The organism is Jonesia quinghaiensis DSM 15701, assembly GCF_000423205.1.
GTDB classification, from domain to species: Bacteria; Actinomycetota; Actinomycetes; order Actinomycetales; family Cellulomonadaceae; genus Jonesia; species Jonesia quinghaiensis.
This window is the reverse complement of sequence record NZ_AUHN01000005.1, coordinates 145,460-162,413: the sequence shown is the minus strand read 5'-3', so window position 1 is coordinate 162,413 and position 16,954 is coordinate 145,460. Positions and strand designations below refer to the sequence as shown.

Sequence of the window (16,954 nt, the reverse complement as noted above, 5' to 3'; positions counted from 1 at the left end):
TCACACCTGAGAACCTATGATTCGCGTTTTACGAGGTCAGCGTCTCAGAGAGTCGATGCACCAAGCCTTGAGGAACTTCCTCAGAGGTGAGCGCAAACGTGCGATGGTCAGCCCACCGACCATTGATGTGCAAAAACCGTTCCCGGATTCCTTCATCGCGCAGCCCAAGTTTTTGTGCAACCCGCAAACTCGCAGTGTTTTCAGGGCGAATATTGACTTCAATACGGTGAAGGTGCCGTTCAAAGAAGCAGTAATCAACTGCCATCGCCACCGCAAGGGGGGTGATAGACCGCCCAGCAACCTCCTGCGACACCCAATAGCCGATGCTCGCCCCCCGCAACGACCCTAAGGTAATTCCCATCACGGAGAGTTGGCCGCTGATCTGACCGTTGTAGTCAATCACCCACGGCAAGGAATCACCGTCTTTCGCAGCTTCATCCAAACTACGCACATACTGCGCGAAGGTAAGGCGACGCGAGGGTTCCCCGGGAATCACAGGTGAACTGGCTTCCCATGGGCCAAGCCACCCCACATTTGCGGCTCGCACAGCACGCCATTCCTTGTCATCTCGCCTTTTTAAGGGGCGCAATGTCACTGCACCCCACGGGGGTTGATGGTGCACCTCTTCGCGCAACGTGACAGGCCAGTATCGCGAGCGCAGCATCCGCTACCTCCAGTTATCGCCCAACTCTGGGCGTGCTTAGTCCTCGAGGATGAGGCAGGGCAGAGACTGTCCAGTGGTTACCAGCGTTGAGTCCTCAGGGACAACGGCGAGGGCGTTTGCGCTGGCGACAAGGGATAGTGTCAGGTTCTCGAGGTGTTCAGGGTCGCCTACTGGTGTTACATGATAGCCGCCGTCTGGGCCGCCGGTGACCTGAGCGGGGATGAACTGTCGCACTCCAACGGGTGAGCGCCATGAGGTTGTGGTGGTGGCGCTCAGGGCGGGGCGGTACAGCTCGGTGTAACCGGCCATGGCGCGTAATGCTGGGCGCACAAACACTTCGAATGCGACGTGGGCGGCGGCGGGGTTCCCAGGGAGCGCGTAGACGGGGATGGTGGGGGTGTCTTTTTCGTCGAATCCTTGGACAGTGAGGAGCCCGAAGCCTTGGTTGCGTCCTGGTTGCATGGCGACGTGGTCGAACCGGACGTCTCCTAGGTGCAGGAGAACATCTTTGAGGGTGTCGTTTTCACCTTCGGAGAGCCCTCCGGTGGTGACGATGAGGTCTGCCCGTACGAGTTGGTCTTCGATGGCTTCGGAGAGTTGTGCTGGGGCGTCGGGTAGTGGCGCTACTTGGATGGCGACTGCGCCGACGTCGTTGATTGCGGTGCGCAGGGCGGGACCGTTGGAGTCGTAGATTCCGCGCCGTGGGGATCCTGGTGGGATGAGTTCGTCGCCTACTGGCACGATCACCACGCGGGGTCGGGGGTGAACTTTGATGCGTTGGAACCCGAGGCCGGCGGCTAGGGCGAGTTGCCGGGCGCCTAGGCGGGTGCCTGCGTGGAGGGCGGTGTCGCCCTGTTGCATGTCTGCTCCTTGGGGGAGCACATTCCAGCCTGGGCGGGCATCGCGAAGGATAGATACTTTGGCCGCGCCTCGGTCGGTGTCTGCGAGGGGGATGACGGCGTCTGCGCCGATGGGTAGTGCCACTCCTGAGCTGACTTTGATGGCTTGGAACTCGACAAGTCGGAAGGGTTCATCGAGTGCGGAGGTGACGAGGTGCGCTACGGGTAGTACTGCTGGTGCACCTTGGTGAGCACCGTCAACGTCTTTTGCGCGGACTGCGTACCCGTCGCAGGCGGCTAGTGCCATGGGTGGGATGGGGCTGGTTGCCACGATGTCGGCAGCGAGAATACAGCCCGATGCGTCAGAGAGCGCAACGTCCAAGGGCGGCACCTGCGTAATGTGCGCGAGGAACTGGGTGAGTTGTTGTTGAACCGTTTTCATTCGCAGACTGTCTGTGGCGGTGCGGGTGGTTGGCAGGGCTTCTCTAGGCTAGTGCACTGGCGGTGGGGCGGGTGGTGCGCAACGCCCGGGTGGCGAGCATTTGAGTGTGCTGGTGAGTGTGGGCACATCACCCCCTGATGAACACATCATGGCCTTTTCTTTGACATACTTTAACCATGAGCGGGATAAAGCAGCCCTACCCTATTGATGCGCGCTTTGAGATTGAGGACGCCAAGTCGGCTCTTCGCTCGGCGATACGCGCCAACCGGGAGAGTCGCAGTGAACGATTACGTCATGAGGCTGGTGAGGACTTCGCCAAAACGTTGTTGTCGATCCCTGACGTTCGTAGTGCACAAGTAATTGCCTTGTACGCGTCACGGCCGGGCGAACCGGAAACACAGCCAGCCCTCGATGCGTTGACGCATTTGGGTAAGCGGATTCTGCTACCGGTGTTGGGGGCGGGGTTGACCCGTGACTGGTCGGCGTACATTGATGAGGATGACCTTCAGCAGCGTGCGCCTGGTCGCCCTCCTGAGCCTTCTTCACCGACGTTGGGGTGTGATGCGCTGAAGGAAGCGGACATGATTATTTGTCCAGCTTTGGCGGTCGACACTCGCGGGGTTCGTTTGGGTCAGGGTGGCGGATGGTATGACCGCGCTTTGCAACATGCCCGGGATGATGCCCGCACAATTGCACTGGTCCACTCTGAGGAGTTTTACGACGCTGCGTCGCGGCCGTTGCCGCGTGAGTCGCACGATCTGCTCGTCAATGGTGTTGCCACCACCACATCCTGGCAGTGGTTGCCCTCTAACGGACTATAATTAGCACTCAGAGTATTCGAGTGCTGATTGGTGCTCGCCACCTGAGTCGCATTACGTCACATAAGGGGAATCTCATGCCGTCGTACGCCTACCGCTGCAAGACGTGTGGCCACAGCTTCGACATTTACCAGTCTTTCTCTGACTCCGCGCTGACAACATGCCCGCAGTGTGAGGGACCTTTACGTAAGGTGTTCTCTACACCCGGCGTGACGTTTAAGGGATCTGGTTTTTACCGCACTGACTCGGCGTCGTCTTCCACGTCATCATCTGGAACGTCGTCTTAGCGTTTAGTCGCCACACCATCGACCACCACCGCGTGGTGTGATGCCCGTGTCACTGGTTGTTCACAGTGCGCGGGCATCGCTGTTTCCCCACAGCATCACGGTGTTGCCCCCGGAAACCCGCCGCGCTATCACCTTTACCATGCCATTGTCGGCCTATGGCTTCAGTTCATCCTTTGCCCTGGCATCGTCGGTTCTCTCTTGCCCTGTGGCGGTTTCGCCGCCTCCTCACCGTAATGACAGTGGTGTGTGGGGCTCTTGCCGTCAAAGCGATTATTTTCCCACCGGTCAGTACTGTCACCTTCACCCAGGCAGCCTCTGACATTGCGCCGGGTACTGTGATCACCCAAGAGCACCTGACCAGTGTCACCCTGGAGACAACGTCCACTCCCCCACAAGAATTTGCTGATGCCTCTGCCCTGCTGGGCAGCACGGCACGCATGTCCATCCGTGGGGGCGATGTGATGACGATGTCCGCAGTGACAGACACCCCAGCCGTCCCTCACGGCTATGCGGCCACCACAGTGCGGATAGCGAACCCCACGTTCTTACCTCACGTTGAGGTTGGGGACACGTTGGCGCTGCTACCAGCGGAGGCAGATGTGCGCGAACCGGTCACCTCGAGTGCGATTCTACTCAGCCTCGACACCAGTGCGACCACGTCACACAACACCCCCGCATCCACCGATTCAGCTACGTCTGAGCAGGTCACTGCGCTTATTGCCGTGCCCCACGATGAAGTCACCGAGGTCACGGCAGTTGCTCAATGGGCAGCAATGGCCATCGTTTTAGTGGCTGAGGATGACACCGGTGACTAAGGTAGGCAGGGATACGACTCACCAGCCGAGAAAGGCCTTTTCATGAAGTCAGCTCTGTCAGGTTTCAAAGATTTCATTGTTCGCGGGAACGCGATCGACCTCGCCGTTGGTGTTGTCATTGGTGCCGCGTTCACCGGGCTCGTGACCTCGTTGGTGGATAACTTCATCAGCCCGCTTATTTCCATGTTTTTCGGTAAGCCGAACTTCGATGCGGCGCTGATCCTCACGATTAACAACGCAGATTTTAGGTTTGGCGCGATTCTCACTGCGATCATTACGTTCCTGCTCACCGCAGCAGCCCTGTACTTCTGCATTGTGATGCCGCTCAACAAGTTCCACGAGCGCCGCAAGCAAGGCCAAGAACCTGAACCTACAGCACCCGCTGAAGATGTGTTGCTTCTCCAAGAGATCCGCGACCTACTCAAAACACGCAACGTCTAGTCTGAACCAGCGGCAAACACCGGACGCCACCACTCCGTACGCTCACACCACCACAACTTCATGTGGCATGTTTTGGCACTGAATGGGCTGTCCTAGACATGCCACATGAGACCAAAACATGCCACACGGGTGGGCGTGACGTCAGCCGTGCGTAACGTCAGAGTTTCCCAAAGTGCGGGGGCACATCCCCAAGGATCTCAGCATCACGGGAACCCCCAGCGCCACTGCCCTGCCCTGCCCACTCGGTGTCCACTTCATCGCGAGACACCCCAGAGATCACGTCACGTTCCGTACCTTGCCGCACAACGCGGCGATGTTTACGGCGCCTCCCAGCACTCCCAGCACCCGAATTTCCCGATGCTGCACCGCCCATTACGTCACCTGGCGGTGGCGTTTCATTGGTTGGCAAAAGCCCTCCGCAACGCGTTGGCGATCACCGTGTCAACACGGTGAGAGCGACGGGCAATACCAAGTTCGGTGCGCACATTCGCAGCAAGTTCGTCCTCAGAGCGTGGAACCCCATCAGAGGCGATCCATCGCACAAGTTCTTCTAACTGGTTGTCACCGTATGCGGTGATAGGCAAACCGTAGGGAACATCTGGGCGTTCCAGTGCGGGAGTTGGCGCTTGAGGTGGGGACGCCACCGTGCCGTACGCATCGGCCGGTGTTGAACTTCCCGGCAATGCGCCACCGCTCACCGGGCCATGAACGCTTTGCATAGCGGCGACCTCCGTGTCGCGGAACTCGGCAGCAACGTCCACCGTCACCGGTAGCGCACCAGTGACCGGGGTCAACCGTGACCGGCGGGCTGATTCCTCACGGAACACCACTTCACGGATACGGTTCGCCTGGGACTCTGGGTTGAGGAACAACGCAACAGACCACACTGTCACCACGTGCCATCCGAGTTTACGTAACCGTCGGATCCGCAAGCGGTCACGTTGCCGGATAGAACGGGTTGCCACGTAGTTGCGGTCATCAATGAGGACAGCCACAAAGTACTCATCTGGGAAGTCTGGGTGGCCAACCGCTAGCGGAATACGCGCTGAGCCTTCCAACCCATAGTTCGTTTCTACAGTTAGGCCGGCTTTCCACAACCGGTCGGCGAGGTCAACGAGGAGCCGGTCAGGTTCCACCGCAGGTTCCTCGGCGTCGGTCGGTGACGGTGCAACAGCAGCCTCAGTGTTCGGCTCGGTCGCCGTGTCGCCCTGATCGCTGTGAGTGTCGCTGTCAGCGGTCTCAGCGGGCGCATCGGCAGAGGAACTAGGGGAACTAGACGCGGGGCTATTCGCCGCCGCAGCAGGCGATACAGACACAGCCCCAGTAGTAGCCATGGCAGTTGGCTGCGGGGTTGCGTCACTGGCTTGAGGCAACGGGTCACCGGTGCCACCCGCCATAAAGTCAAGCAACGACCCCAACAAGCGCGCACCAGGGGTACGCAACCGTGAAGCATCAAGGTCAGGTGCAGTGAACGCCGCAACCATGGTGAAACGCCTGCGTGACACACCAAGAGCGTTGAGCAGCAGGGCAGCGCCCTTAGGGTCTGAGATTGCGCCAAACCGGTGCAGGGTGCGCCCGTGGGGGGTGCGCCCAAACCCGAGGGAGAAAATCACGGCGTCACGGGTCAGCCCGGCGACACCTTCCAAGTCTGAGATCACCACGGGCTCTAGTGAGCGCGGGTCAAAAAAAGCTCCCAGTGCGGGGTTCGCACGTACTTGCGCCACGATTGCGTCTCGCAAACGGTCCGCGTGCACGGAGGACCCAGCGATGATCGCCAGTGATTCCTGCGGGTGGTCCATGGCGTGGTTGATCGCTAGGTCAACAACCCGGTTCACTTCTTCGGTGGTGGACAGTACCGCGCCACTGGCGGGGTCTGGCATACCTGTGCCGTAGACCTCGTGGAAACTGGTGCTGGAGTGTTGCGACGGCAGCGGGGTGGGTTCAAGCGCACCTTCATACCCGTGTTGCAGGAGGAACCGAGTCAGCCCGGCGTCACGTGTACCCGCATCACCGGCGAGGGTGACGTGCGGCAACACCTGGGCCAGCTTTTCGATGCCATCCCCGGACGCGCATCGGGGGTCACCGATCACTACTACTTGGCGGCCGCGCCCAATTGCGGACAGCAAGGTGGGTAGCGCCATGTGTTGCACAGCGTCGAGAACAACGAGGTCAACGGTGCGGTGTGGTGGCAGCAGGTGCGGAATCATCGTGGGTGTTGCGATGAGGCAGGGGCGCAGTTTCCGCATGACGTCGCCGTACTCTTCGAACGCGGCGCGCACTGAGGTGAGCCGTTCTTCGATGAGTTGCCCAAAGAGGTCTTCGCCTTGGTTCCGGTGGGCAGTCAGCGCTTTGCGGAGTTGGGTGAGGGCCGCAACGCGCACAGGGAACGCCAGTGAATCCACGTGTGAGGTGTCGAGGTCACGGAACCGGCGTGCGAACGTTTCGAAGGAGTTCTCGTCGATTCCAGCCAGAGCGGGGTCGGTGGCAAGAATGTTCTCAAAGACGGATGCCCACCATGCGAGGTCAAGTTCGGCGTCCATGAGGGACGGGTCAACCCGGCGGTCAGCGAAGTCATGCAGCAATTCACCGAGACCGTAGCCCTGGAGGCGGCGCATGAGTGCCCCGCGTTCTGGGAGGCCAACGAGTGACGCTGAGTCGTCACGGAGGCGTTTCAACCGTTCGATGACGTCGGTGATGTTGGCTTCTTTGAGGTCGCCACTCAGTGGTGTGGTGGCGAGGACTGGTTCGAGGGTGTCGAGCAGCCGCACCGCCATGCGGTGGGTGGTTTCGATGTCTGTGAGGCCTTGTGGCAGGCGTGGCCAGCCGCCACCGGGGCAGTGTTGCGCCCAGATGAGGCGTTGCTCTTGGATGCGTAGCAGTGAGCCGTGGAGGTCGGTGACGCGCACACCGGGGCGAACCATGTCTTTGGCTCGTTTCACGAGCCTGCGGCGTTGGATGCGTTTCATCTCGATGCCGTGTTCGGCGCGCCAGTGTTTGGTGGCGGTCGCGGCGACGAGGTCGTCTGCGGCGCGTTCGAAAACCATGGGTTGGAACGTGTCGAGGGTTTGACGCATCGCGTCGAGCATCGCGAGTTGTTCGCTCCACTGGTTGACCGTGGTGGGGGCGGTGAGCCCAGTTTCTTCAGCGACCCGGGTGATTTGGCTGGTCAGGGCGGGGAGGACCTCGTCGAGCAGCGCGATGATGGTGTTGAGTGCGTATTGAGCTTCGTCGTCACTGTTGAGGCGTGCGTTAAACCATGGGGTCGATGCGGGGCGAACCGTGAACCCGTCGAGTTCGGCTATGCGGTGTAGGTCATCGGAGATCGCGTCACGCAGGCCGGATGCAATGTGCAGCAGGGTGTCGGGGTCGAACCGCACCATTGTTGAGGGGGCTGGGCGTTCTGAGGTGAGGCGCGCCAACGATTGCAACGCGTCGTAGGCGGAAATGCCCCACGGGTCGCGTGGCTGGTGCATTCCGTCAACCATGCGAGTGAGGTGGTCGCGGGTGTCGATGAGTTGGGTGCGCAGGTCCGCAATGGCGGGCACGTCAAGGGGTGGCGCTTCAAGTGTCATGGCGCTGAGGAGGCGGCGGGACACAATGGTGCGCCAGTTGGGGCTGGGGACAACGTCAAGGACGATGTCATCCAATCCGAGTTGGCGTAGTCGTTGGTTGAGTTCTTCGGCGCTGCGGCGGTGCCCTGGCACGTACAGCACGTTGCGCCCGATGGCTGCGGCTTCTGCGAGGATCGCGGCGGCCACGCCTGGTGTGTCAGCGCCGATGGGGGCGTCGATGAAGAGGTGCGCCCCGGTTGCTAGCGCGTCGAGTGCTGTGCGGGCTTCTGGGTCGAGGTCACCGACTCCGCGTTCGAGGTTGGGGTCTTGGTCGCCGTCTTCAGTGTGGGGAATGTCGATGTGTAGTGCTGCGGCGGTTTTTTCGTCGCCGGCAAGTGCGGCAACAACTTCGTGGCGTTCTAAGCTGACGGCGAGGTCGTCAATGTCGTCGACAAGCACTTGCCCGGGGTGCACGAATGTTCCGACGAGGAGTTTGTCGGTCATGGTGAAGTCGGGCAGGACCGCTTCACCGAGGGAGTTGATGCGGTCGAGGGCCGTGGAGGGGTCGAACCCGGATGAGGTGAATGCGCCGCGCGCTAACGCCAGTGGGTCAAGGAGGGCGCCGCGTGAGCGGAGCGCCCGCGCGAGGACCGGGTTGACCTCAGCGGAGGGTTCGAGGCTGAGTTCGAAGTCATCTTGGCTGCGTGTGGTGATGGTGATGGGGCGTAGCAGAACTGGTGCGAAGATTCGGCGTGGTTCTGGTGGTGTGGCGGGGCGGTCGTCGTCCTGGTGGGCGACAACGCGGGCCAGTGCGGCGACGTCGTGTTCTGGGGATGTGTCGATCGCTTCGGTCCATGTCGCCACACCAATTGCAAGGTATGTGGGTGAGATGCCAAAGCGTTCAGATTGTTCTTGGGCGCGTTGTGCGACGGCGCGAGTTTTTTTCCGGGCTACGGGCAGTGTGTCGCGGTCGCGGAAAATATTGGTCAGGCGCGTGGGGCGCCCTGCAAAGAGTTGGGCGATGCCGGAGGGGTGTGCTGCGGTGAGTTCAAGGAGCGCTTCACCGAGTAGCCCGATGTCTGCGAGGGATGATCCTCCAGCAAGGTCCACCAGGGCTTGGCGCCACCCGATCAGTGATTCTTGGACGGCTTGGTCTGGGGTGCGAGGCGCGACAAGTTTAGGCCCAGCGGCCTGGGGCGATGCACTCCCTTGGGCGTGCGCATCGAGCGCATTCCCACCACTGGTGTGGTGGGTGCGTTGTGCTGGTGTCTCAGCATCGCGGTGTTCGCTTGGCATATGTGCAAGCCCTCCGGCAACAACGTGATCCGTGGTGGAGTACTCCCCCTTGCCACGCGGCGATTCTCGGGTTTGATTAGTTCAATCTAGTGTTCAACAGGGAGCAACGACAACGGATGCTCCACGGGAACACGTTAGCGCCTTACGGTCATTGTTGACTCGCTGGCGCGCCGGAAGTAGTGAACTTGTGCGACCTCTCAACACCTTGTGCGGTGGAGGGTTTCGCGCATAAAAAGATCAGTGCGAGCCACGCAGGGGGCAGGCGGCTCGCACTGACTCTTGAATTGTGCCCAACTTCATGCTGTGCGTCAACGGATCTCTAACCACGTGGAAACATTTCACGCTTAATCACACGGCAGATCGGCGGGATCATGCGGTTTCACGTGCTGTGATGTAGTCAACGTCACACTCGCATGGGGAGAAGTCCCCATCGACTCGTCTCGCCTGGTGGTTTGTCTGGTATCCAGAGTATTGACTTCTTTACAGGTGTATAAGGCTGTTCCATCGATAGAAAGATGGCCGTGTAGAACCGAGTTTCCAACGTAGGAAAGGCTGCATCGGCATAACGACAAACCGCAGCCGGGACGCGTGTCCTGACTGCGGTTTCTTAGTTGGTGCGCTCGGGCAGATTCGAACTGCCGACACCCGCTTTAGGAGAGCGGTGCTCTATCCCCTGAGCTACGAACGCTTGACCACGTGGGCCACCCCAAGAGTAGCCTGAGCGGTCACGGTCCGCAAAAACCAACAGCACCCGCGCTAGAAGGCACTTTCCGCTGCGACTGTTACCTCATCGATGGATTGGCTTTTTTTGGAGTACACAGCGCGCACGGTGCGTTGCACTGACGTTTCATTCGCCCAGTCACCGAAGACGACAGAGCAGTTCACCATTGTTGTGAACTCCACACGGTCGCTATCGATGACAGCCAAACTCGCACCGTTGTCGTAGCAGCTGTACTCGGTAATCGCGGCCGTGATGTTCCACTCTTCTGCGTACAGTGCTGCGCTTTTGTTCAGTTCGTCTTCGAACGTTGCAAGCCCTTTGGAGATCTCAGCGGTGACCTCATCGGTCACATCGAAGTTCCCTACTTTGGTGATGACCACCTCACCGCCATCGGTTTTCAACAAGGTTTGCATTTGGTCCGTTAGTTCGAAAGACAGCGAATCGGCGGCGCGCGTCAACTCTGACACTGGGGCTACTCGCTCTAGGGCGCGATATGGAGTGTTCGCTGAGATCAGCAGGTAACCTCCTACGGTGACAGACAGGTAGATCGCTGCCCCCACAATCAACTGAGTACGCTTCATCTCGCTCCTCACACTGCCGCACTTCACCGAGAAGCCCAGCTACAACAACGTCGGTACTACTGTGGCATCGTTTGTGCGCTTTGCGCGTCCCCCTACAGTTGGATCTTGGTGAGAATGTCGCGGTCAGCGAACACTTACCCCACGGCAGTGAACTCAGTGACAGAATGCTCAGTATGGCTGACAATTTCCTCTCCCCTGATTCTGCCCCCGCTGATGCCCTCTGGGTTGAACGCGTTGGTGCCCGTGAATACGTTGGGCACAATGACCGTGGCGCAACAGTGCGTTTCGCTGGTGCCGGCGTTGAAGGTGCTTTCACACCTGGTGAACTGTTGAAACTTTCTGCTGCCGCCTGCACTGGGCTGGTCACTGACCGTGCGCTTGCCCGCCGGGTGGGTGATGACTACGCCGCTCAGGTTCATGTCAGTGGCGTGAAAAACGACGAAGAGAACCGGTACAGCACCATTGATGAGAAGCTCGTTGTTGACTTGAGCGGTTTAGATGAGGAAGCCCGCGAACGCCTCGTCACGTTGCTTCACAAAACCATTGAGGGGCAGTGCACAGTTGGGCGCACCATTGAAGCTGGCGCTAACGTGTCAGCTGACATCGTTGACCCTGCTTAAGGTGACTTGACCTACGCCCTCGCCGACATCGACCTTGTTGCACCAGGCGAAGCATTAACGCATGACCCCAGATACAACAAAGACCGTGAATGCTAGCTAGCATTCACGGTCTGGGTATCAGCCTTAAGCGGCTTGGGCGGTACTTGTGAACCGCATGGCGCCGCACTCTGTGCAGCGCGCGATCACGAAGCCTTCGGTGCGTCCACGCTCAAGGGTGTTTCCCGGCATGGAGCAACCGTAGCGATGCTCAACCCCGTTGACGTCAAACGCCACGGGACGCTGTAGCAAAACAGTCATCGGCTTCTCCTTTCTCTGTACTACTGCTTATGCACCTTGGCATAAGCTGGGTGGCGAACACTGTTGCCAGGGTTCGAAAATTGTGGTTCAGGTATGTGTGTACCTGTTGAGCCTGCGTGGATCTGTCTGAAAGCGTCAGTGCTACCTCGTTGACAGTCTCACCGTAGGCGAGGGATGTTAGTTCCGCGTGAACTCACCGTTACCAGTGGGCAATATTTAGACCACATTAATTGGGTCTCACCGTTGCGTCACGCTATTTCTTCAACATCGTAGTCCTCGATCGTACTCCATTGTTAAGCGGTTGACCAGAGTTATTTCCCCATGTCACATTCTTCAGGTGCCGGTTACGGTATCAGCAGATACGATTGTCACCCACTGACCAAACGGCTGGAGGCCACATGACGTACCCACCCACTGCAGCGGGCCCAAGCGCTTTGGTTGATTCTGCTCTGGTCAAGGCAACTGCGATTCCGTCGCACAAGATCGCTCGACACGTCGAGAACTTGCGCCGCCGTAATCCCAACGCCTCACCACAGGACATCATCGACATCTTGAGTAGTGAGTTAAGGGTTCTGCTCACCTCAACTGGTGGCGCTGTTGGCGCCACCGCTGCCGTGCCTGGTGTGGGGTCAGCTACGGCTCTTGCGCTAACTGCCGCTGACATGGCCGCGTTTTTTAGTGCGGCTGGTTTTTACAGTTTGGCTGTCGCTGAGGTTCACGGGGTACAAATTGACGATGCGCAACGCCGTAAAACCCTGCTGCTCGCCTCTGTCCTTGGGGAATCGGGCGCTAAGTCGGTGGCTAACCTGTCCACCGGGTCCATGACGCACTGGGCTAAAGCGTTGGGCACCACGATCCCTACATCCAGCATTAAACAAGTCAACCGCGTGCTGTCTTCACGGTTCGTGAAGCGCCACATTTTCCGCCAGAGCGGTGTGGTGATGGGGCGGTTGGTGCCTTTTGGTATTGGCGCGGTGGTGGGCGTGATTGGTGGGCGGGCTCTTGCCCACACCGTTATCAACCAAACGTCTAAGGCTTTCGGTTCAGCGCCTCAACGTTTTGTCACCGAGGTGACTCTTGACGTTGCGGGGCACCCTGCCGATGCTGGTGCGTTTGATGCTGCTGACCTGAGATCGTTAGTGATCGGTAAATCCCCGGAACACTAGCCCGGGACATTCAGTGACAGCGTTCAGATAAACAGCAACGTGGTGGTGTAGCACTCATCACTACACCACCACGTTCCACTGCAACGGTCTCACAGTATCAGTGTGACCCAGGACTCACCATAACTATTCGCCTGATGGAGCACTGTGCGCTTCTAGTGGGGCGACGTTCTCGCATTTTTTGTTCACGATCAGCACCGGGCATTTGGAGTGGTGCAACACAGCTTGGCTTGTGGAGCCTAGGAGGAGCCCTGCGAAACCGCCTCGGCCACGCGACCCCACAACGAGCAGGTCAGCAGCTTGGGAGAATTCCGTGAGGAGTTCTGCGCCGGTTCCGTCAAGCACGATCCTGCGGATTGTCATACCTGGGTTTTCTTCTTCCACCGCATCGATGATGGTGTTCAAGCCCATCTCGATGTCTTTCAATACTTGTTCGTGGTCCACAGCAGCAGGCAGCCAAGCGAGAATCCCGGAACCGTTTGTGACTGGCACACCGGTGACCGCAACAAGTTCTGCGTCCCACAGTTTTGCGTAGGTCACCGCTTTGTGGAGCGCACCGTGCGCTGAGTCTGATCCGTCTACTCCGACCACAACGCGCTTCACCGGTTGAATGGGAGGGAGTGGCTCACCCTCTTTGAGGTCACGGCCAGGAACAACAACCACGGGGCATTTTGCGTGTGCTGGCAAGGCCGAAGACACTGTACCCAAAATCCGTTCTGCGAAGCCGGATCTCCCCCGCGTGCCAACCACAACGAGGTTATGCCCTTCGGACAGTTCAACGAGGGCGCCAGCAGGGTCACCCGTAGCTATTTGTGCTGTGACCGGTACGTTTCGTGCTTTCACACGGTCAGCGGCGTTGGACAGCACCATTCGTGCGCCTTCTTGGATGGTGGAGTCGTCCAGCGCTGCATAGCCGCCGTCAAGTGAGGCCGCTGCGAATGTTGGCAGGGAATACGAGCAGGCGATGGTGATGCTCGCATCACACCGGGCCGCTACCTCCGTTGCCCAGTCCAGAGCGTGCAAGCTCGCCTGTGAACCATCAACTCCAACGAGGATGCTCGGTTCGTTCGACATGTGCTGCCTCCTTCACCACAGCGCGGTGATAGTGTTCCAGATCACCACGCGATTTCTTTACTCAAACCTTACCCTGTGATGGCCTCCAGCGGCGCGTTCAGCGGGTGGTATTAGCAAAAAACCCGAGGCGGTGACCAATTTTGGTCACCGCCTCGGGTTGTTCGCGTCCAGAAGTGCTTAGGAGACGCGGATAAAGGTTGGGTTTGACTGCCAGATCGAACGGAACTGGATGGTCTTACCTGGCTGTGGGGCATCAATCTGCATGTTTCCACCAGCGTAGATTGCGATGTGCCCTGGGGTCCAGATGAGGTCACCTGGCTTGGCGTCAGCGCGGGACACAACGGTTCCGGCGTAACGCTGCTGCGAGGAGGTCCGTGGCAAGGAGATTCCAAGCTGGGCGTAAACGTAAGAGGTGAACCCTGAGCAGTCAAAGCCTGAAGGGGATGATCCACCGGATACGTACGGCACGCCGACATAGCGGGAAGCGATCTCCAGAACAGCGTTACCACTCACCGACTGCGGAACAGCGGCCTTAGTGGTTGTCGCCTGGGTGGTCGATGTTGTGGTGGCGGCCGTGTCACTGGTGAGAGTGGCGCGCTCGGCGGTGCGTGATGCCGCAGGAGCGACCTCGCGTACCGGCTCTGGCTCGGGAGCCGGAGTCACCTTAATGGCGGACTTCTCCATGACCCATTCAGCATCTGCGTCAACAGTGACAGCAGGGGCCGCGGCCAGTGCTGTACGCGCCTGTGCAGTGAGCGAAGAGACATCGATTGTCCCCGCTGCTGTTTGGGTGTCGAGAGGAGCTGCGGTAGCAGGGGTGGCTACTGCACCCAGGCCGACGACGAGTCCTGAGGAAATAGCAACGATGGCAGAACGACGGCCCATGTGGGCAACGTTCTGTCCGGCACTCGTTGCGAGTGCGGCGAGTGGCGCCAGAGCATTGCGCTCATGGCGGTGGCGCGCTCTGTAAACTGCGTTAGTCACAATCGTTTCTCCAGTGCCATACGAGGTAAGCTGTCGGGTTCGAGTTGGAGTCACTCGGTGTTCCGGCCGCTGAAAGCAACTTTTCGCACTTCACCCCAAGGCTGTGCTTCCAGCCAATGTGTGGTTCCCCCGCCCCTGTCTCGGGTTGTCCAGGCTCCACGCGGTGACAGGGTTAGGCGGTCCGCATGAACACTCCAGCAAAGGCAAGTCTGCCGGAGCACTCGTAACTCTACCCAAGGCGACCGCTGATTGTCACGCTTTGGTCACGCACAATTCTTCCTGGGCGAATGGTGAGAGCTCCCCATCCAGGGGAGCTCTCTGAATTTTGGCACTACACCAGCGATTCTGGTGATCTATTTCACCCGTTAAGGAAGATGTGACGTGCGACATCTTTAGGGATGTCGAGTACGATCTCGGCCCCAACGCCCTGCATCGCAACAATCCCGTAGTCCGATGGCGTGATGACAACCTGCGACCCTGGTGTGACACCTGCTAGCTGTAAACGAGTCAACAACTCAATATCTGTCTGGAGGGGTTCACCCAACCGGACCACCGTGACCGTTTGGCTCGCTGCGCCAGTTCGCGCAAGGTAATCAGGCAAAGAGATCACGCCATCAAGGAATGCCTCAGGGACGTCACCTACCCCAATTTCTGCCAGGCCGGGGATGGGATTTCCGTACGGCGAGTAGCGTGGCTGGTTCAGCAACTGGAGGATGCGTTCCTCAACCCGCTCACTCATCACGTGTTCCCACCGGCACGCTTCATCATGGACGTATTCCCAGTCCAGGCCAATTACATCGGTGAGCAACCGCTCAGCAAGGCGGTGTTTACGCATGACACGGGTTGCTTTCGCCAGGCCGTCTGAAGTGAGTTCAAGGTGTCGATCACCTGAAACTATCAACAGGCCATCGCGTTCCATCCGAGCAACTGTCTGTGAAACCGTTGGCCCCGAATGGCCCAAGCGCTCTGCGATGCGCGCGCGCAAAGGGACGATGCCCTCCTCCGCCAACTCATAAATTGTGCGCAGGTACATTTCCGTGGTGTCGATGAGATCGCTCACGACGCCTCCCTTTCCCTCAGTCAAATGCTGGTATTAAGCATGCCATGTCTTGGTGCCCAGCAACCGGCGGCGACACCGGTATCCATCCCCCGGTTTAGCACCCGTGGACAGGCCTGCCAGCTCGACCTGTCGTCGGGCTAGAGTAGTGCTGTGACCCAGAACATGAAGATTCCGGCCTCGTTGTTGCCCCGTGATGGGCGCTTTGGTTCAGGACCATCCAAGGTCCGCAGCGAGCAGGTTGACGCCCTTGCAACATCAGGACGCCATATTCTTGGCACATCCCACCGCCAAGCTCCAGTGAAGGACCTCGTGGGTCGGATCCAACAGGGGCTCTGCGACATGTTCGATGCCCCCGCGGGCTACGAAGTCCTCCTGGGCAACGGTGGTTCAACAGCACTGTGGGATGCTTTGACGTTCTCCATCGTTCGGGAACGAGCAGCTCACGCTGCCTTTGGCGAGTTTGGGAACAAGTTTGTTGCCTCGACATCAGGCGCTCCCTTTTTGAAACAGTCTGCTGTTACCCAATATTCCGCGGGAACCGCTGGTCTTCCAGCAATCCACACCGATGCTGATATCTATGCATGGCCACACAATGAAACCTCCACAGGTGCGATGGCTCCCATCACACGCATCACCGACGATGCGCTGATGATTATTGATGCCACCTCGGCTGCCGGTGGGCTGCCGGTCGACTTAAACGCCACTGACATGTACTACTTTGCGCCACAAAAGAACTTCGCTGCTGATGGTGGCTTGTGGTTGTCTTTCGCGTCTCCTGCTGCGATTGAGCGCATCGAAAGCATTGCAACAACAGACCGGTGGATCCCTGAGTTCCTCTCACTATCTACCGCACTGACCAACTCACGAGCTCGGCAAACACTCAACACTCCCGCGTTGGCAACTCTCATCATGCTTGCTGACCAAATCGAATGGTTTAATCGCCAAGGCGGGCTGTCATGGGCCACTCAGCGCACAGCTACATCGTCGTCACTGCTCTACACCTGGGCACAGAACCGTGAGTTCCTCACCCCGTTTGTCGCTGACCCGGCACACCGGTCGCAGGTTGTTGCCACGCTGGACTTGGACGATTCCATTGACGCTATGGCGGTGTCGAAGGTTCTCCGGGCCAATGGAGTGGTCGATATTGACCCGTACCGCAAACTTGGTCGCAACCAGTTGCGCATTGCCGTTTTCCCTGCTGTTGATCCAGCTGACGTTGAGTCGCTGACAGCGTGCATCGACTTTGTTGTTGAGGCAATGTCGTAAGTGAGCAGTTCACCGCATAGCCCCTCAAAATAAGA

General features: G+C 59.0%; 16 protein-coding genes, 1 tRNA gene and 1 riboswitch. Of the genes, 7 read left to right on the top strand and 10 right to left on the bottom strand.

The window, feature by feature from the left end; genetic code table 11:
* Nucleotides 1-28: 28 nt before the first annotated feature.
* Nucleotides 29-664, bottom strand: coding sequence for a GNAT family N-acetyltransferase (locus G538_RS0103975; protein WP_029068304.1), 636 nt, complete (start codon nt 662-664; stop codon nt 29-31).
* Nucleotides 665-700: 36 nt separating this feature from the next.
* The gene (locus G538_RS0103970) at nt 701-1,945 is read right to left on the bottom strand and encodes a molybdopterin molybdotransferase MoeA (protein WP_029068303.1); all 1,245 of its coding nucleotides are present in this window, start codon (nt 1,943-1,945) and stop codon (nt 701-703) included.
* Between the two features lie 176 nt (nt 1,946-2,121).
* Between G538_RS0103970 and G538_RS0103965 the strand changes: the two genes are divergently transcribed.
* The 4 genes from G538_RS0103965 to mscL all read left to right on the top strand — a co-directional run bounded on the left by G538_RS0103965 (nt 2,122) and on the right by mscL (nt 4,306).
* Nucleotides 2,122-2,766, top strand: coding sequence for a 5-formyltetrahydrofolate cyclo-ligase (locus tag G538_RS0103965; protein WP_029068302.1), 645 nt, complete (start codon nt 2,122-2,124; stop codon nt 2,764-2,766).
* Between the two features lie 74 nt (nt 2,767-2,840).
* The gene (locus G538_RS17680; RefSeq protein ID WP_035833184.1) at nt 2,841-3,050 is read left to right on the top strand and encodes an FmdB family zinc ribbon protein; all 210 of its coding nucleotides are present in this window, start codon (nt 2,841-2,843) and stop codon (nt 3,048-3,050) included.
* 155 nt (nt 3,051-3,205) lie between these two features.
* A complete protein-coding gene (locus tag G538_RS0103960) occupies nt 3,206-3,865 on the top strand; it encodes an SAF domain-containing protein (RefSeq protein ID WP_029068301.1) in 660 nt (219 codons plus the stop codon).
* Between the two features lie 42 nt (nt 3,866-3,907).
* Nucleotides 3,908-4,306 (top strand): large conductance mechanosensitive channel protein MscL, encoded by a 399-nt coding sequence (gene mscL / locus G538_RS0103955; RefSeq protein ID WP_029068300.1) that lies wholly within the window; start codon nt 3,908-3,910, stop codon nt 4,304-4,306.
* Nucleotides 4,307-4,463: 157 nt separating this feature from the next.
* Here mscL and G538_RS14945 read toward each other — a convergent pair whose 3' ends face one another.
* The 4 genes from G538_RS14945 to G538_RS0103935 all read right to left on the bottom strand — a co-directional run bounded on the left by G538_RS14945 (nt 4,464) and on the right by G538_RS0103935 (nt 10,455).
* Nucleotides 4,464-4,715 (bottom strand): hypothetical protein, encoded by a 252-nt coding sequence (locus G538_RS14945; protein WP_157544290.1) that lies wholly within the window; start codon nt 4,713-4,715, stop codon nt 4,464-4,466.
* On the bottom strand, nt 4,702-9,153 hold the full coding sequence (locus tag G538_RS0103945; protein WP_029068299.1) for a hypothetical protein: 4,452 nt from the start codon (nt 9,151-9,153) through the stop codon (nt 4,702-4,704). Before G538_RS0103945 ends, G538_RS14945 begins: the two co-directional genes overlap by 14 nt.
* Before the next feature lie 612 nt (nt 9,154-9,765).
* Nucleotides 9,766-9,841, bottom strand: a tRNA-Arg gene (locus G538_RS0103940).
* Between the two features lie 68 nt (nt 9,842-9,909).
* Complete coding sequence (locus G538_RS0103935; protein ID WP_029068298.1) at nt 9,910-10,455, bottom strand: hypothetical protein; 546 nt, start codon at nt 10,453-10,455, stop codon at nt 9,910-9,912.
* Nucleotides 10,456-10,628: 173 nt separating this feature from the next.
* On the opposite strand from G538_RS0103935, the gene G538_RS0103930 reads away from it, so the two are divergent.
* Nucleotides 10,629-11,075 carry an OsmC family protein gene (locus G538_RS0103930; RefSeq protein WP_029068297.1) on the top strand — a complete coding sequence of 149 codons (447 nt, stop codon included), beginning with the start codon at nt 10,629-10,631 and terminating at the stop codon, nt 11,073-11,075.
* 123 nt (nt 11,076-11,198) lie between these two features.
* On the opposite strand, the gene G538_RS17910 is transcribed toward G538_RS0103930, so the two are convergent.
* The gene (locus tag G538_RS17910) at nt 11,199-11,372 is read right to left on the bottom strand and encodes a hypothetical protein (protein WP_157544289.1); all 174 of its coding nucleotides are present in this window, start codon (nt 11,370-11,372) and stop codon (nt 11,199-11,201) included.
* Between the two features lie 398 nt (nt 11,373-11,770).
* Here G538_RS17910 and G538_RS14940 point away from each other — a divergent pair, with 398 nt between their 5' ends.
* On the top strand, nt 11,771-12,538 hold the full coding sequence (locus G538_RS14940; RefSeq protein WP_211218583.1) for a hypothetical protein: 768 nt from the start codon (nt 11,771-11,773) through the stop codon (nt 12,536-12,538).
* Between the two features lie 123 nt (nt 12,539-12,661).
* Here the strand turns inward: G538_RS14940 and G538_RS0103915 are convergent, their stop codons facing one another.
* The 3 genes from G538_RS0103915 to G538_RS0103905 form a co-directional block, all read right to left on the bottom strand.
* Entirely contained in the window at nt 12,662-13,609 is a 948-nt protein-coding gene (locus G538_RS0103915) for a universal stress protein (protein ID WP_029068296.1), read from the bottom strand.
* Nucleotides 13,610-13,786: 177 nt separating this feature from the next.
* Complete coding sequence (locus G538_RS0103910; protein ID WP_029068295.1) at nt 13,787-14,593, bottom strand: C40 family peptidase; 807 nt, start codon at nt 14,591-14,593, stop codon at nt 13,787-13,789.
* Nucleotides 14,593-14,759: riboswitch (cyclic di-AMP (ydaO/yuaA leader) on the bottom strand. Its footprint overlaps the gene before it by 1 nt.
* 192 nt (nt 14,760-14,951) lie before the next feature.
* Complete coding sequence (locus tag G538_RS0103905; protein WP_029068294.1) at nt 14,952-15,653, bottom strand: iron-dependent transcriptional repressor DtxR; 702 nt, start codon at nt 15,651-15,653, stop codon at nt 14,952-14,954.
* Between the two features lie 162 nt (nt 15,654-15,815).
* On the opposite strand from G538_RS0103905, the gene serC reads away from it, so the two are divergent.
* Nucleotides 15,816-16,919, top strand: coding sequence for a phosphoserine transaminase (serC, locus tag G538_RS0103900; RefSeq protein WP_035833293.1), 1,104 nt, complete (start codon nt 15,816-15,818; stop codon nt 16,917-16,919).
* Nucleotides 16,920-16,954: the final 35 nt, after the last annotated feature.

What these genes read in the sequence shown, in the direction of transcription:
- G538_RS0103975 (WP_029068304.1), bottom strand. Translation starts at nt 664, where the DNA reads ATGCTGCGCTCGCGATACTGGCCTGTCACGTTGCGCGAAGAGGTGCAC.
- G538_RS0103970 (WP_029068303.1), bottom strand. Translation starts at nt 1,945, where the DNA reads ATGAAAACGGTTCAACAACAACTCACCCAGTTCCTCGCGCACATTACG.
- G538_RS0103965 (WP_029068302.1), top strand. Translation starts at nt 2,122, where the DNA reads ATGAGCGGGATAAAGCAGCCCTACCCTATTGATGCGCGCTTTGAGATT.
- G538_RS17680 (WP_035833184.1), top strand. Translation starts at nt 2,841, where the DNA reads ATGCCGTCGTACGCCTACCGCTGCAAGACGTGTGGCCACAGCTTCGAC.
- G538_RS0103960 (WP_029068301.1), top strand. Translation starts at nt 3,206, where the DNA reads ATGGCTTCAGTTCATCCTTTGCCCTGGCATCGTCGGTTCTCTCTTGCC.
- mscL (WP_029068300.1), top strand. Translation starts at nt 3,908, where the DNA reads ATGAAGTCAGCTCTGTCAGGTTTCAAAGATTTCATTGTTCGCGGGAAC.
- G538_RS0103945 (WP_029068299.1), bottom strand. Translation starts at nt 9,153, where the DNA reads ATGCCAAGCGAACACCGCGATGCTGAGACACCAGCACAACGCACCCAC.
- G538_RS0103935 (WP_029068298.1), bottom strand. Translation starts at nt 10,455, where the DNA reads ATGAAGCGTACTCAGTTGATTGTGGGGGCAGCGATCTACCTGTCTGTC.
- G538_RS0103930 (WP_029068297.1), top strand. Translation starts at nt 10,629, where the DNA reads ATGGCTGACAATTTCCTCTCCCCTGATTCTGCCCCCGCTGATGCCCTC.
- G538_RS17910 (WP_157544289.1), bottom strand. Translation starts at nt 11,372, where the DNA reads ATGACTGTTTTGCTACAGCGTCCCGTGGCGTTTGACGTCAACGGGGTT.
- G538_RS14940 (WP_211218583.1), top strand. Translation starts at nt 11,771, where the DNA reads ATGACGTACCCACCCACTGCAGCGGGCCCAAGCGCTTTGGTTGATTCT.
- G538_RS0103915 (WP_029068296.1), bottom strand. Translation starts at nt 13,609, where the DNA reads ATGTCGAACGAACCGAGCATCCTCGTTGGAGTTGATGGTTCACAGGCG.
- serC (WP_035833293.1), top strand. Translation starts at nt 15,816, where the DNA reads ATGAAGATTCCGGCCTCGTTGTTGCCCCGTGATGGGCGCTTTGGTTCA.